We start from the raw sequence: 14293 nt of genomic DNA, 5'->3' as shown, positions 1-14293 counted from the left end.
CCGCGATGCCGACGCCGACCGAAGCAGCCGGGCCCGTCGACCCGCCCCTGGATTGCAAGGCGTGCCCACGGCTCGTTGCGCTGCGCGAGGAACTGACCGAGGCGCATCCGGACTGGCACAATGCGCCGGTTGCCTCCTTCGGTGATACGGCGCCGCGTCTGCTGGTCATCGGCCTTGCGCCCGGCATGAAGGGAGCCAACTGTACCGGTCGGCCCTTCACGGGCGACTATGCCGGCGACCTTCTCTACAAGACCATGCTCGACTACGGCTTTGCGTCCGGGACCTATCAGGCTCGGCCCGATGACGGCCTGCAGCTTGTCGACGCCATCATCACCAATGCCGTGCGTTGCCTGCCGCCGCAGAACAAACCGACCGGCGCGGAAATCAAGACCTGCAGGCCTTATCTTCTGTCGACATTGGCGGCGAATTCCTCAATTCGCGCGGTGCTTGCGCTGGGGCGGATAGCGCATGAAACCTTCCTGACGGCGCTGGATCAGCGCCGTGCCGCATTTCCCTTTGCCCACGGCGCGACCCATGCGCTGCCCGGAACGGACCTGACCCTGTTCGACAGCTATCATTGCTCCCGATACAACACCAATACGGGCCGCTTGACGGAAGACATGTTCAGGTCGGTGTTCGACAAGATCCGGACGCATATCCCTTAGAACGGTGTGTTCTCAAAGCAGCTTATCGAACATTGCAGTCGGCGAAGCAGACCAGCTCAAAAAGTTGCAAATGCGGAGACGAACAGCCGTTGTTCCCGCAGTCTCTGAGCAGAAACGGCGCAAGCTGGCTCCTGCAGCCGAAAGCGCAAATTCCCTCTTTCTCAACTGGATCGGGATCCTTTTTGGCAGCAATGCTAGATCGCAACCGCTACGGTGAGCGCAAATCAAACCGACCAGTCGATCCCGCAAGTCACGTCGGTTGAATGTGCTCTCGCCGAAGAAACTTAATTTGCTCGGCGAAGCGAATTTGAATTGTTGTCCATCTTATTGGGACACGTAACCATCATAGGTGGATAAGTAAGCATCAGATATCGCATCGAATGTCAGTGCTTTCTCCATAGTCGCATTGGCACCATCCAGCTCCTGTCGCCCGCCAAAAATCACTGGATAGTACGGGTTTCCAGGACGCTGTGCGCCAACCCTTGCAATATCGTTGCCGCTTTCAGCATTGATCACCTCTGCGGCAGCTTTCGCACTTGCCTCATCGGAGTACGACCCGACGACAACTCGATATGTTACCTTTTTACCATCCGAGCCCGAGTCGTCTATTGTCCGGATCCATGATTCCGCCTCGGGTTTCAGTGCTGAATCGACAGTGCGTAGCCAATTGACCGCTTGAGCTCGTTGTTCGTCGGTTGCAGAAATCGACGCAGATCCAACCGCTTCAAGCAAGTTTTTTTGCCCCAAAAGAGTTGCGTTTGAATACTGGGTTTCTGCGGCACTTATAATTCTGGGATCGGCAAGGTACTTAACAAACTGCGTTGTGACATTGCTCAGAGTAGGGTCTTTCGCCGCCACTGCGCCAGCAAGATCATCAATTTGACGATCTTGAACCAGAGACCTGATAGAAGCAGCGTCAACCGATTCCTGCTGCGCGATTTCTGCGAGTGCTACAGCGATGCCCAGACGTGTTCGATAGGTCGAATCGTGAGAACTGAACTTTGACAAAAGGTCATCTATTCGGTCCGTCCCCATCTTTGCGAGTTGCTTGCGCGCGTTTCGACGAGTGTATGCGGAAGGCGAGTTCAGGTCTGTCAACGTCTGTTCATAAGTCGGAGCGTCCTGTGCCAATGCTCGTGAGACAAAATTGAAAAGACTTGAACTGGTCGTCGTTGACGGGTTGTTGCAGACGACCACCCCACTTTCGTAGGTTCTTTTTGAATCGTCTTCATCTTCCAGGACCGCAGCGGCCGTCCCGTTGGGCGGGCGAAATTTAAGTCTTCCTGGCCTTTCCCCTTTGTTTGTGTCGACCAAAATAGCTTTGCTGATGCAATAGAACTCATGATCGATCGAACAATCATCAGATTCACAACCTGCTGGTCGTGTCGTTATTGTCGCGTTCAGGTGGTCAAATTCAATCATCTCGGGCGTGGCTAGGAATTCATGGATTGTTTCCCTCAATTTTCGTCCAAAGATTTCATCACTTCCCGAGACTTCCACAACAGAAGCTGTCGGGACGTCCTTTACTAGAGCTCTTGAATAGGTCTTGTTGGGATCAAGAAGTCCCATTTGAAACATTACAATGGTCAAAATTATAGCCATCGCCCCAGCACCACCGACAACCACGCCCTTGCGTTGAAAACCCGCGACCGCACCGGCTGCCATCAATATGATCGCGAGGCCAACCGTGAAGGTAAGGATCGAAAAACCTGGTAGTGGCATAGGGAAAACAACAGAAAAAACGAGTAATAATCCGCCAATGGCGAGCATAACTAAAGTGAAAATATCCAGCTTGCGTTGTTGTTGATTGGCGTTGGCGATCCTTGCGGCGATTAAGGCTTCTGAATCTTCTGAAGTTTGAGCTTTTCCCTCTTTAGGCAGAACATCAGAATGTTGGGACTGGTCACTCATTTGCCTCTCCAATCTCCAAGAAATAAAGAATAAATCGATAGAACATTCCTTTTGGGGTAGATTGAAAATTGTATCACAATTATTGCGCGTAGTGTATCTGAATATTTCTACCCGTTCGACTTGATCCTTCAGGCAAGCCAATCGCACTCTGGTATTCCGTCACCAAACAAAATCGGCCGGAAGCAATACACCTGCCACGCCGCAATGAGGTTTGGTCTACGACTTCAATATTCGCGGATACCAAGCAAGGCCAGCCGTTTATTCATAACAACCTCAGGTGCCTGCTCAGAGAATGAGCTTGACGGTACACCGTGTGATACAGTCGTCTAGCGGAACCCGGATTGCCACTGACTGTCATCAATGAATTTGTAAAGCAGACGATTTAGCCAAATCGCGGCAGTGGACGACGTAGGGACCAGGCGAACACCAAAACCGCAAAGAGTGGGATAGGCGGTACGTAGCGCCAAAAGAAAGAACAACTGCACTCCTATTTCAGGTCGCAAGGTCTCAACAAGCAGAGCAATCAGTTGCGAACTTGATGAAGCAAAAGCCGGGGGGGGGCAATCGCAAGAACCAAATCACTCTTCGGAATGCGGTTCCTTCTGGTAGTCCTGCGCATCGACGACGACCCAGCCGTTGGGGCCGAGATGCTCCTGGGGCTTGAAACGGGCCTTGTAGGCCATTTTCTGCGACCCATCGACCCAATAGCCGAGATAGACATAGGGCAGGTGCATTTTCCTGGCACGCTCGATGTGGTCCAGGATCATGTAGGTGCCAAGCGCGGTGTGCGTGTAGGCCGGATCGTAGAAGGAATAGACCATCGACAGGCCGTCGGAGAGTTGGTCGCTCAGGGCAACGCCCAGCAGCGGACCTTCACCGGCGCCGGTGATGAAGCTGTTGGGGCCGCGCTTGCGATACTCCAGGACCAGCGTTTCCACATGGGTGTCCTCGACCATCATGGCGTAGTCGAGCACGCTCATTTCGGTCATGCCGCCGTTTTCGTGGCGGGCTTCCAGGTAGTCCCGGAAGAGGTCGTACTGCTCCGCGGACGGGCTGGGCGGCAGGCGCGCGCCAACAATGTCGGAGGCGGACTTCCAGACGCGCTTGAAGGATTTGGTCCAGATGAAGTCATCCACCCGCACGCGTACCGAAATGCAGGCCTGGCAGCGTTCACAGGCGGGCCGGTAGGCGATGTTCTGGCTCCGGCGGAAACCACCCTGCGTGAGCACTTCATTGAGCGCAGGCGCGCCATGTCCGACAAGGTGGGTAAAGACCTTGCGCTCCTGTTTTCCCTCAAGATAAGGGCAGGGCGCCGGGGCCGTGAGATAGAACTGCGGATGATCTGTGGGGTGCCTTGTCACCGTCGTGTCCCGCGATTCCTCAAATCCTGTATCCGGTCATTCCCAAGACCATTGATGAAGCTCCTCCGATGCTCCCTGACTGCCTTCGCGGTGAGCGTCGCGCGTCTCACCGGTGAGCGGAACCGGGGACCTTTCGGCATCCACCCAGCTGAACCGCCACTGGCGCCAGCCGGAAGTACCATAACCAGGTCTCTTTGATATTACCTGTATCATAACCCGTAATACCATGGCGCGACTAAAGAGAAGGTCAACCATAGAATAAGCGCCAGGGGCGTGCCGGCCCTGACGAAGTCGTTGAACTTGTAGTGACCAGGTCCCATTACGATCAGGTTGGTCTGGTAGCCGATCGGCGTTGCGAATGACGAATTCGCAGCAATGATCAGGCAGACCACGAAAGCTTCCGGTTTGACACCGATCTGCTGCGCAAGGTTGATCGCGATCGGCGTGAACAGGACGGCCGCGGCGTTGTTGGACAGGAAGTTCGTCAGGATCATCACGATGAAGAACAGCGCGGACAGCACCACGGGGGTCGACGCGCCGTCCATGACATGAACCATGGCCGTCGCGATTGCATTGGCGCCGCCGGTTCCTTCAAGAGCGACCGCGCCGGCCAGGGACGCTCCGACCAGCATGAAAATACGGCTGTCGATGGCACGCATCGCCTGCCGGATGTTCAGGCATCCGGACGCGATCATGGCGAAGGTTCCGGCCACGGCCGTGGTCACGATGGGAACCAGGCCGCTGGCGGCAAGGGCGACCACGCAGGCGAAGATGACCAGCGCACGCGGGGCAAAGCGGCGCCGCGGGACTTCCGCCATGGACCAGTCGAGCAGGAGCACGTCGCGATTGCCGCGCAGGCGGGCGATTTCCTCCTCGCTGCCGGACACCAGCAGCACGTCTCCGGCTTCCAGGCGGATGTCGTTCATGGCCATGCGCGGCATGCGGCTGCGCCGCTGGATGCCCATGACGAGGCAGCCGGTGTCCGAATAGAAACCCGATTGCGGCAAGGTCCGTCCCATGAGCCTGGACGCGGGCGCCACCACCACCTCGGCAAGGCTGATCGAGCCGGGCGGCGCGGCCTGGGATTCCCGGCCGGAATTTCCCGTGTCGGCGTCGGCCTCCATCAGGGGCTGGCGCCGGGAAAGTGCATTGGCAAGAGCCGCGCGCGTGGCCGCGACGATCACTGTATCGCCCGGCTGCAGCACCACGTTTTCAAACGGTGGCAGGATCGGTTTCTGGCCGCGCTGTACCAGTCGCACGGTCATGTCCTTCAGCTTCGGGAACATGCCGGAGACCGACTCCACGCCGACCAGCGGATGGCCGTAGGTGATCTGGATCTGGGCAATGAACTGCTTGCCGGAGGTCGCCTGAAACTCTTCCGCCATCGTTTTGCGGACCCTGAGAAGGCGCGGCATCACGAACAGCACATAGACGGCGCCGACGCTGGCGACGATCAGGCCGATCGGCGTGAAGCTGAAAAACGTCAGCCTGAGATCCGATGACTGGGCGGCATAATTGGCCACCAGCAGGTTGGTTGACGACCCGATAAGCGTTGTCATGCCGCCAAGAATGGCCAGGAAGGACAGCGGCATCAGCACCCGGGCAGGGGACTGGCCGACGGTGGCCGCGACCGCTGTCAGGATCGGCAGGAACATCACCACGACGGGCGTATTGTTCAGGAACGCGCTCAGGACCGCCACCGTGATCAGAACCGGGGCAGCCGCATAGAGCGAGCGGCCGCGCGTCATCCTGACGATCGCCTTTGCCGGGGCTTCCAGTGCGTCCGTCTGGAACAGACCCTGGCCGATGATCAGCAGGCAGATCACGGTGATGAGTGCGGGATTGGCGAAACCGGCGAGAAAGTCTGCCGTGGTGATCGCGTTCCCCTCCGGTGTCACCACGGGGAAAACAGAGAAGATGACAATGAAGGCGGATACGGAGCCGAGAGCGACTGTTTCGATCGGATAACGCTCAAGGGCGTACAGAACGACAGTTGACGCGATCACCACGAAGGTCAGCGCCATTGCGATATCAACTGAATCCATTCACCTGCCCAAAGCCACCATGGCCAATACACCGGTGGGCACTCTAAATCAGGCGGTCAGGGGATTGGAAGGGGCAAGCGAACAGAATGACGTTGAAACTTTTCCGCAAATGACGGGTGAAAAGGGAAACGGTCTCGTCATGCGCGAAGGGTGTCAGGAGTGTTGCCTTTTTGATGCTGCAATTCCTGGTAGAATTTCCCATTTCTACGGGAGTGCGCATTATGAGAGTTGTCCTGGCCGTATTGATGTGCTGCCTAGGAATGCAGCCCGTCGTCGCCGAGAACCGGTTTTTCGTTCAGCAGGGAAACTGGTCTATCGCCAATTTTGAGGGACTCTGTATCGCCAGCAGCCGGTCCTTCGCGGAAACAAACATGTCACCGGTTGCCACGGTCCGTTTCATCATGCTGCCCGAAACGAGAGAGGTCTTTCTGGAAACCTATTACTGGCCGGGCGCAATTGAAAAAGGGCAGGCGACAACACTCAGATTCGGCAAGGATGTCGAGGTCCCGGCAACCGCCACATCAGATTATTCCGTGAAGACAGACCGGCCGTTTTCACGCGAAGAGCTGAAATTCCTGGAAAACGAGCATCTTTTAGGCGTGAAGGCGGCCGATGTTTCCTGGCCGATTGGCGTGGAGGCCACTGGATTAGGCTGGGCTTTTTATTATCTTCGGGATTGTGCCCATATCGTTCGGGCGGACTGACCGTCGAGGAGCCGGGTTGCTTCCGGCAATCCCCTGAACCTAGCCGTGATCATGCATGTAGCTGCGGTGATAGGCCGAGTTGATCACGACCGTTCCCAGCACGAGGTCGTGCAGCAGGCGCTTGCGGTCTGAGAACAGCGACACCAGCAGGACGAGCGGTGTCAGCAGCGAGACCGAGAACCAGAACAGCAGGGCATGCACAGCGGCGAGCAGCGGGTAGGGTTTGGCGCCGTACCAGAGCCGCATCTCCAGGCCCATGGCGCGCATGCCGAGGGTCGAGGCCTGCGGCCCGCCGAGCGTGAACGCCACATAGATCAGGGCGACGGCGGTCGGCAGGATGCCGTAGAGCAGAAAGCCCAGCCCGAGGGTGAAGACACCGAGGAAGAAAACCAGAATACCGGCTCCGAACGTCAGCAACGCGATCACGACGACATCGATCACAAACGCAAAGATCCGCCGGCTGCGCACGCCCGAAAACAGCTCCGGATTGCTGACAGGGTCAAAGACGTCCTGGCGGGCATGGTCGGAGGTGGTTTCAGCTGACATTGTGAGTGCTCCCATGGCTCTTCATGCCGTTCATGTGGGGATCGGGTCGGGTTTTCGCAAATCGCCCCGCGCCGCGCTTCAACTGGATGGATGTATCAGCCCGCAATGGCGTTGCCGATGCCCTCTGTTTCACGCTTTGCCCGATAGTGGAGTTTGTTGCGGCGCCGGGGAGCCTGGAGCGCCGAAAGCAGATGCTGTCACGAACGGCCGGGGATTTTTGCCGTTGCGTCAGTTTCCATTGGCTGACTATAGTTTCTGCGGGGCGGTTGAGTTGAGGGAAAAGATGGTTCGCGTTTTTGGTGTTTTACTCGCTTGCGCCTTCCTGAATGTGGTCCCCGCGCGGGCGGCGGACGTGGTGATCGGTCTGCCGGCCTGGCCCTCCGCTCAGGTAACGGCGCATATCATCGCCGACACGCTTTCCGAGCGGTACGGGCTGGAGACGGAGCTGCAGGAAAGCGGCACCATGACGATCCTCTCCAAAGTCGGCAAGGGTGAGTTTCAGGTTCACCCGGAAGTCTGGCTGCCGAACCTGTCGCGCCAGGTCGACAAGCTCAGCAATCAGGACAAGGTCGTTGAACTCAGTGCTAACGGGGTTGCCGCGACGCAGAATATCTGCGCAACGCGTCAGACACTCGAACTGACCGGCGTGAAGGCTGTCGCGGATCTTGCCAAGCCTGAATACGCGGTGAAATTCGACACCGACGGCGACGGCAAGGGCGAGATCTGGATCGGGGCACCCACCTGGTCTTCCACTGAAATCGAGAAGATACGGGCGCATTCCTACGGCTACGACCAGACGATGTCGCTCCTGGAAATGCCGGAAGACGTTGCCATGGCAGCTGTCGATGCGGCAGCGTCCCTGGGGCGGCCGATCGTGTTTTATTGCTATGGTCCGCATCATGTCTTCCAGCTCCATGACATCGTCGTGCTGGAGGAACCGGAATACGATCCGGCCCGCTGGACCATCGTCAACCGCGCCGACAGCAATGACTGGCTGGAGCAGTCCAACGCCGACACGGCCTGGGACGCGTCCTCGTTTCATGTCGCCTACCAGGCGTCATTGAACGAGAGCAGGCCCGAGGTGGCGGCATTCCTTGCCGCCATTTCCCTGAGTGCGGAGGATGTTACCGCGATGAGCTACGCGGTCGAGGTTGAGGACAAGCCCGTGGAAGAGGTCGCCAGCGAATGGATTGCCAGCAACAAGGACCGGATCGGGGAGTGGACCAAATGAGCGGCTGGATGAGCAAAATGGCTGCATGCCTGCGCGCTGCGCTCAAATGGGCACCGGTCGCGCTGGCGCTGACGCTTGCCGGTGCGGCGTTCGCCCAGAACATCGCAACCCAGATCTACGATGCGACCAACCGCAAATGGGTCGACTATACGCCCCAGGTTGCCGCCAGATACTACCGGATCCACGGTCAGGCACCGGAAGAGTTCCAGAGACAGGTGGTCCAGTTCCGGACCGCGGAAAAGCCCGGAACCATCATCATCGACGGTGACCGGCACTTCCTCTATCTGGTCCTGCCCGACTTCCAGGCCATTCGCTACGGCATCGGTGTCGGCCGCGAAGGCTTCGGCTGGGCCGGCATCGTCAAGGTGGGCCGCAAGCAGGAATGGCCGACCTGGACCCCGCCCAAGGAAATGATCGAGCGCGACCCGGAATCGGCCAAATGGGCGAACGGGATGCCCGGTGGGCCGGACAACCCGCTGGGCGCGCGGGCCATGTATCTTTACGAGGGCAACCGCGATTCCATCTACCGCATCCACGGCACCAACCAGCCCTGGTCGATCGGGTTGAACATCTCGTCAGGCTGCATCCGCATGAACAACGACGATGTGACGGATCTCTACAGCCGGGTGGAAGTCGGAGCCAAGGTGATCGTCCTGATGCAGGGCGCCGCCCTCTACAAGGGCGTCTGACACGGCAATGAAAGGGCAGAGCATGAACGGGACGCACAGCAACGGATATCGGAAGCTCCTGATCGGGTGCGCGGCGGGTGCCGGCCTGGCATTGCTCGGTGGCTGCAACACCAGCGGGTCCAATGCGTCCGGGTCCCAGACCGTACGCACCTCGGCGGAAACCGCGCCGACGGACCTGCAATTGCTGTGCGCGTCCAAGGCGGCCGAGGAACTCCAGATCGCTGGCGGCAACGTGCTGCCGGTCAGTTCCGCCCGTTCGGGGGAAGCCGCGTATCAGGTCAATCTGACCTATGAAGGCGGCCAGGCGACCTGCGTCATCGACGAGAGCGGTGTCGTTCAGACCATCACCCCGGTCTAGCACCGGTCCCGTCCGTCCGCCGGTCAGGTTTCAATCCATCCGCTCGCCGATTTCCAGGTAGCGCACCACGAAGCCGCGTTCGCGCAGGGCCGCGACGATGCGCTCGCCATGCGGCCGGTCGAAGGCCTCGAAGGTGACGTCGAGGGTCGCGCCCTTGGCGGGCACGTTCAGGAACAGGCGGTGGTGTTCGACATCGACCACGTTGCCCTGCATGTCGCCGATCACCGTGGCGATTTCGCCGAGCGTGCCCGGACGGTCCGGTGTGTCGATCCGAATGGAGACGAGGCGGCCGTCGCGGGCCAGCTCCCGGACCACGATCTTGGACAGGAGCCGGGGATCGATGTTGCCGCCGCACAGAACGAGGCCGACGCGCTTGCCGGTGAACCGGTCTCCATCGCTCAGGAGTGCGGCAAGCCCGGCCGCTCCCGCGCCCTCGGCGATCGTGCGCTGCAAGGTGAGATAGGCGTTGATCGCCCGTTCGATGCTGCTTTCCGACACCAGCAGGAGGTCGTCGACGCGCTCCTTGACCACTTCGGTGGTGAGCAGGCCGATGTCGCGCACGGCAATGCCCTCGGCGATGGTCGCGCCTTCGCACATGACTTCCTTGCCGTAGAAGGCGCCCCACATGCCGGGATAGAGTGTGGTTTCGACGCCGATCACCTCTATGGACGGTTTGATGGCCTTGGCCGCCGTGGCGATGCCGGCGATCAGGCCGCCGCCGCCCACCGGCACGACAAGAACATCGAGATCCGGCTGCTGCGCCAGCATCTCGATACCGATGGTGCCCTGGCCGTGGATCACATGCGCGTCGTCATAGGGGTGCACCCAGACGAAGTTGTTTTCCGCCGCCAGCCGGTCGGCTTCCGCCTTGGCTTCGGCAAGCGTGTTGCCGGCCAGCACGACTTCCGCGCCATAGCCGCGCGTCGCCGCGATTTTCACGAAGGGGGTCAGCACGGGCATGACGATGGTGGCGGGAATGCCCAGCCGGCCGGCATGGTAGGCGACGCCCTGGGCATGGTTTCCCGCCGACACCGCGATCACGCCGCGCGCTCTTTCCTCTTCGGACAGACTGGAGAGCTTCACCAGCGCACCGCGTTCCTTGAAGGCGCCGGTGACCTGCATGTTCTCGTATTTGACGAAGATGTCGGCGCCGGTGAGCTGCGACAGGCGCGGTGCGGGCAGGCAGGGAGTTTCCAGAACGGCGCCCTTCAGCAGCCTCGCGGCCTCAAGCACCTTTTCATACGTGACCTGGGCCGGGTCGCTGAATGCATCCGCGGTCATGTCCTGTTTGCCAGCATTCCGGCGACCTTGGGAGCGAAATAGGTCAGGATGCCGTCGGCACCGGCGCGCTTGAAGGCAAGCAGGCTTTCCACCATGGCCTTGTCGCCGTCGAGCCAGCCGTTTGCGGCGGCCGCCTTGATCATCGCGTATTCGCCGGACACCTGGTAGGCATAGGTCGGCACCTGGAATTCGTCCTTGATCCTGCGGACGATGTCGAGATAGGGCATGCCCGGTTTCACCATGACCATGTCGGCGCCCTCGGCAATATCGAGTTCGGCCTCACGCAAGGCCTCGTCCGTATTGGCCGGGTCCATCTGGTAGGTGCGCTTGTCGCCCTTCAGCGTGCCGGACGAACCGACCGCGTCGCGGAACGGACCGTAGAAGGCCGAGGCGTATTTCGCCGAATAGGCCATGATCTGGGTGCCCCGGAAATCCTGGCTGTCCAGTGCCTGGCGGATCGCACCGATGCGCCCGTCCATCATGTCGGACGGTGCGATCACGTCCGAGCCGGCCTCTGCCTGCACCAGGGCCTGGCGGCAGAGCTGGTCGACGGTCTCGTCGTTGAGGATCGTGTCGCCGTCCATGAGCCCGTCATGGCCGTGGCTGGTATAGGGATCGAGCGCCACATCGGTCATGAGTCCCAGATTGAGCCCTTCCGCCTTGATGGCGCGCAGCGCCCGGCAGGTGAGATTGTCCGGATTGAGCGCTTCCGAGCCGGTCTCGTCACGCAGGGACGGATCGGTATAGGGAAACAGCGCCAGGGCGGGAATACCGAGCTGAGCTGCCTTTTCCGCGTCCCGCACCGCTTCATCCACGGACAGGCGCACGACCTCGGGCATGGAAGGAACGGGCTGGCGGACATTCTCGCCGTCAACGATGAAGATCGGCCAGATCAAATCGTCGACCGTCAACGTGTTCTCGCGCACCAGGCGGCGCGACCAGTCGCTCTGGCGGTTGCGGCGCATGCGCGTGCCGGCCAGCAGCGTGTCCATGTGGTCGGAGGTGATCGGCGGGAGAGGGGATTTGGACGGCATGGACCCTGACTGTTCGCTATGCTTGTGTGAAAACGGCATTCTCGCGGAAGTGTGCCGCCAATCTATCACGCAGATTGACGCAGTCCAACATTATGTAAAATAACTGAAATTAATAACAAAAAAGAGATTGTTTGACGTTCGCGTCAAATATGCTTTAGTGCGCCCAACAGACATCAGAACCTGTGCGGCAGCGAGTCTCCGGCTCCCCGCCGCTTGAGGGAGGACAAGCCGTGGACTTTTCACTCAACGAAGATCAGCGTGCCTTTCAGGACATGGCCGCCAGTTTCTCGCGCGACGAACTGGCGCCCCATGCCAAGGACTGGGACGAGAACAGCCATTTCCCGATCCCGACCCTGCGCAAGGCCGCCGAACTGGGTTTCGGCGGCATCTATGTCAACGAGAATGTCGGCGGTTCGGCGCTGACGCGTCTGGATGCGGCGCTGATCTTTGAGGAACTCTCCCAGGGCTGCACCTCGACCGCGGCTTATCTCTCCATTCACAACATGGTGGCCTGGATCATCGACACCTATGGCTCGGAGGAGCTGCGCCAGAAGTTCCTGGCCAGGCTCTGCACCATGGAACTCCTGACCAGCTACTGCCTGACCGAGCCGGGTTCCGGTTCGGATGCCGCCAGCCTCAGGACCAGCGCCCGGGATGACGGCGACCATTACGTCCTGAACGGGTCCAAGGCGTTCATCTCCGGTGGCGGCGTCAGCGACCTTTACGCGGTCATGGTCCGGACCGGAGGCGAGGGGGCCGGCGGGGTCTCCTGCCTGCTGGTGGAAAAGGGCACGCCCGGTCTGAGCTTCGGTGCCAACGAGGTCAAGCTCGGCTGGAAGAGCCAGCCGACCGCGCAGGTCAATTTCCAGGACTGCCGCGTGCCGAAATCCAACCTGGTCGGCGCCGAGGGCCAGGGTTTCAAGATCGCCATGGCGGCGCTGGACGGCGGCCGGCTCAACATTGGCGCCTGTTCGCTGGGTGCCGCGCAGGCCTGTCTCGACCATGCGCTCGCCTATGTGAAGGAGCGCAAGCAGTTCGGCCGGCCGATCGCCGATTTCCAGGCGCTGCAGTTCCGGCTTGCCGACATGGCGACCGAGCTGGAGGCCGCCCGCCTCCTGCTGCACAAGGCGGCTGCGGCGGTCGACGCCAAGTCCCATGACGCTACCAGGCTTGCCGCGATGGCCAAGCGCCTTGCAACCGACACCGGCTTCAAGGTGGTCAACGAGGCCCTGCAGCTCCATGGTGGCTACGGCTACCTGCGCGACTATCCGATCGAGCGCTATTTCCGCGATGTCCGCGTGCACCAGATCCTGGAAGGCACCAACGAGATCATGCGGCTGATCATTGCGCGGCAGCTTTTGAAAGACTGATCGAGGTCTGCTTGCTTAATCCTTGAAACGACTCTTTCTTTTTGTGGGGCGCCCCAGTGAGCGACGACATCCTTTTTGAAAAACGCGGCCACGCCGGTTTCATCATTCTCAACCGGCCGAGGGCGCTGAACGCGCTCAATCACGGCATGGTCAGGGCCATGGCCGATCAGCTGACGCGCTGGGCCGGTGATCCGGGCGTTGCCCATGTGGCGGTGACCGGGGCCGGGGACAAGGCGTTTTGCGCCGGCGGCGACATCCGCAGCATCTATGATGCGCGTCAGGCTGGGGAAACCGAGGGACTCAGCAGCTTCTTCCGCGACGAGTATCTGCTCAATGCACAGATCAAGGCCTATCCCAAACCCTATGTCGCACTGGTCAACGGCATCGTCATGGGCGGCGGTGTCGGTGTCTCCGTCCATGGCAGCCACCGGGTCGGCACGGAAAAGACGATGTTCGCCATGCCCGAAACCGGGATCGGGTTTTTCCCCGATGTCGGCGGAACCTATTTCCTGCCGCGCATGCCGAAAAAGAGCGGCGTCTATTGTGCCCTGAGCGCGGGCCGTCTGAAGCTGGGCGATGCGCTGGCCACCGGTGTCCTGACCCATGCGATCGATGAAACAAGCCTGGCCGACCTGGAACTGGCGCTTGAAACCGCGACGGATATCGGCGCAGCGCTGGCTCCGTACCTGATTGAACCGGAACGGGGTCCGGTTGCGGAAAGCCTCGATGAGATCGAGGAGATTTTCTCCGCTTCGTCGGTGGCGGACATTCTCGATCGGCTGAGGGCCTCGGGGAGCGACTTCGCCCAAAAGGCGCTTGCCGCCATAAACAGCAAGTCCCCCACGAGCGTGTTGATCGCCTTTGAGCAGATGTCGCGCGGCGCCGACCTTTCCTTCAATGATTGCATGAAGCTGGAATACCGGATTGTCTCGCGGATCGTGCAGGGCACGGAGTTCTACGAGGGCATCCGGGCGGTGCTGGTCGACAAGGACCAGAACCCGAAATGGTCACCTTCTCAGTTTAGCCAAGTGGACAGCGCCGATCTGGCGTCGTATTTCGTGGAACCGACAGACGGAGACCTGCCGCTCCGATAAAGAC

13 protein-coding genes are annotated in these 14293 nt (G+C 60.0%); 7 read left to right on the top strand and 6 right to left on the bottom strand.

All coding sequences use genetic code 11. From position 1 onward, the window contains the following. Nucleotides 1-5 precede the first annotated feature (5 nt). Nucleotides 6-665, top strand: a complete 660-nt coding sequence (locus tag O6760_RS27150; RefSeq protein WP_269582774.1) for a uracil-DNA glycosylase — start codon at nt 6-8, stop codon at nt 663-665. A 324-nt stretch (nt 666-989) separates the two neighbouring features. Here O6760_RS27150 and O6760_RS27145 read toward each other — a convergent pair whose 3' ends face one another. The 3 genes from O6760_RS27145 to O6760_RS27135 form a co-directional block, all read right to left on the bottom strand. Then, complete coding sequence (locus tag O6760_RS27145; protein WP_269582773.1) at nt 990-2576, bottom strand: SPOR domain-containing protein; 1587 nt, start codon at nt 2574-2576, stop codon at nt 990-992. Nucleotides 2577-3154: 578 nt separating this feature from the next. Beyond that, a complete protein-coding gene (locus O6760_RS27140; protein ID WP_269582772.1) occupies nt 3155-3937 on the bottom strand; it encodes an arginyltransferase in 783 nt (260 codons plus the stop codon). A gap of 209 nt (nt 3938-4146) precedes the next feature. Further along, nucleotides 4147-5982 (bottom strand): SLC13 family permease, encoded by a 1836-nt coding sequence (locus tag O6760_RS27135; RefSeq protein WP_269582771.1) that lies wholly within the window; start codon nt 5980-5982, stop codon nt 4147-4149. Nucleotides 5983-6155: 173 nt separating this feature from the next. Between O6760_RS27135 and O6760_RS27130 the strand changes: the two genes are divergently transcribed. Continuing rightward, complete coding sequence (locus O6760_RS27130) at nt 6156-6686, top strand: hypothetical protein (protein ID WP_269582770.1); 531 nt, start codon at nt 6156-6158, stop codon at nt 6684-6686. 39 nt (nt 6687-6725) lie between these two features. Here O6760_RS27130 and O6760_RS27125 read toward each other — a convergent pair whose 3' ends face one another. After that, the gene (locus O6760_RS27125) at nt 6726-7232 is read right to left on the bottom strand and encodes an RDD family protein (RefSeq protein WP_269582769.1); all 507 of its coding nucleotides are present in this window, start codon (nt 7230-7232) and stop codon (nt 6726-6728) included. A 283-nt stretch (nt 7233-7515) separates the two neighbouring features. On the opposite strand from O6760_RS27125, the gene O6760_RS27120 reads away from it, so the two are divergent. The 3 genes from O6760_RS27120 to O6760_RS27110 are packed head-to-tail and all read left to right on the top strand — an operon-like array spanning nt 7516 to nt 9510. Then, nucleotides 7516-8463 (top strand): ABC transporter substrate-binding protein, encoded by a 948-nt coding sequence (locus O6760_RS27120; protein WP_269582768.1) that lies wholly within the window; start codon nt 7516-7518, stop codon nt 8461-8463. Nucleotides 8464-8480: 17 nt separating this feature from the next. Continuing rightward, nucleotides 8481-9152, top strand: a complete 672-nt coding sequence (locus tag O6760_RS27115) for a L,D-transpeptidase (RefSeq protein ID WP_269582767.1) — start codon at nt 8481-8483, stop codon at nt 9150-9152. Nucleotides 9153-9174: 22 nt separating this feature from the next. Next, entirely contained in the window at nt 9175-9510 is a 336-nt protein-coding gene (locus O6760_RS27110; RefSeq protein WP_269582766.1) for a hypothetical protein, read from the top strand. Between the two features lie 30 nt (nt 9511-9540). Here O6760_RS27110 and O6760_RS27105 read toward each other — a convergent pair whose 3' ends face one another. After that, nucleotides 9541-10791, bottom strand: coding sequence for a threonine ammonia-lyase (locus O6760_RS27105; RefSeq protein WP_269582765.1), 1251 nt, complete (start codon nt 10789-10791; stop codon nt 9541-9543). Beyond that, nucleotides 10788-11783, bottom strand: coding sequence for a porphobilinogen synthase (gene hemB, locus O6760_RS27100; protein WP_269586363.1), 996 nt, complete (start codon nt 11781-11783; stop codon nt 10788-10790). Before hemB ends, O6760_RS27105 begins: the two co-directional genes overlap by 4 nt. A gap of 272 nt (nt 11784-12055) precedes the next feature. Between hemB and O6760_RS27095 the strand changes: the two genes are divergently transcribed. Both O6760_RS27095 and O6760_RS27090 read left to right on the top strand, forming a co-directional pair. Beyond that, complete coding sequence (locus tag O6760_RS27095) at nt 12056-13195, top strand: isobutyryl-CoA dehydrogenase (protein ID WP_269582764.1); 1140 nt, start codon at nt 12056-12058, stop codon at nt 13193-13195. A 56-nt stretch (nt 13196-13251) separates the two neighbouring features. Beyond that, entirely contained in the window at nt 13252-14289 is a 1038-nt protein-coding gene (locus tag O6760_RS27090) for an enoyl-CoA hydratase/isomerase family protein (RefSeq protein WP_269582763.1), read from the top strand. The last annotated feature ends 4 nt before the right edge of the window (nt 14290-14293 follow it).

Origin of the sequence: Roseibium sp. Sym1 (assembly GCF_027359675.1) — a bacterium.
GTDB lineage: Bacteria > Pseudomonadota > Alphaproteobacteria > Rhizobiales > Stappiaceae > Roseibium.
Note: the sequence above shows the minus strand (reverse complement) of the source record. Positions and strands in the feature narration are given on the sequence as shown.

Coding starts and splice junctions, on each gene's coding strand:
- O6760_RS27150 (WP_269582774.1), top strand. CDS start 6: ATGCCGACGCCGACCGAAGCAGCCGGGCCCGTCGACCCGCCCCTGGAT.
- O6760_RS27145 (WP_269582773.1), bottom strand. CDS start 2,576: ATGAGTGACCAGTCCCAACATTCTGATGTTCTGCCTAAAGAGGGAAAA.
- O6760_RS27135 (WP_269582771.1), bottom strand. CDS start 5,982: ATGGATTCAGTTGATATCGCAATGGCGCTGACCTTCGTGGTGATCGCG.
- O6760_RS27130 (WP_269582770.1), top strand. CDS start 6,156: ATGCTGCAATTCCTGGTAGAATTTCCCATTTCTACGGGAGTGCGCATT.
- O6760_RS27125 (WP_269582769.1), bottom strand. CDS start 7,232: ATGTCAGCTGAAACCACCTCCGACCATGCCCGCCAGGACGTCTTTGAC.
- O6760_RS27120 (WP_269582768.1), top strand. CDS start 7,516: ATGGTTCGCGTTTTTGGTGTTTTACTCGCTTGCGCCTTCCTGAATGTG.
- O6760_RS27115 (WP_269582767.1), top strand. CDS start 8,481: ATGGCTGCATGCCTGCGCGCTGCGCTCAAATGGGCACCGGTCGCGCTG.
- O6760_RS27110 (WP_269582766.1), top strand. CDS start 9,175: ATGAACGGGACGCACAGCAACGGATATCGGAAGCTCCTGATCGGGTGC.
- O6760_RS27105 (WP_269582765.1), bottom strand. CDS start 10,791: ATGACCGCGGATGCATTCAGCGACCCGGCCCAGGTCACGTATGAAAAG.
- hemB (WP_269586363.1), bottom strand. CDS start 11,783: ATGGACACGCTGCTGGCCGGCACGCGCATGCGCCGCAACCGCCAGAGC.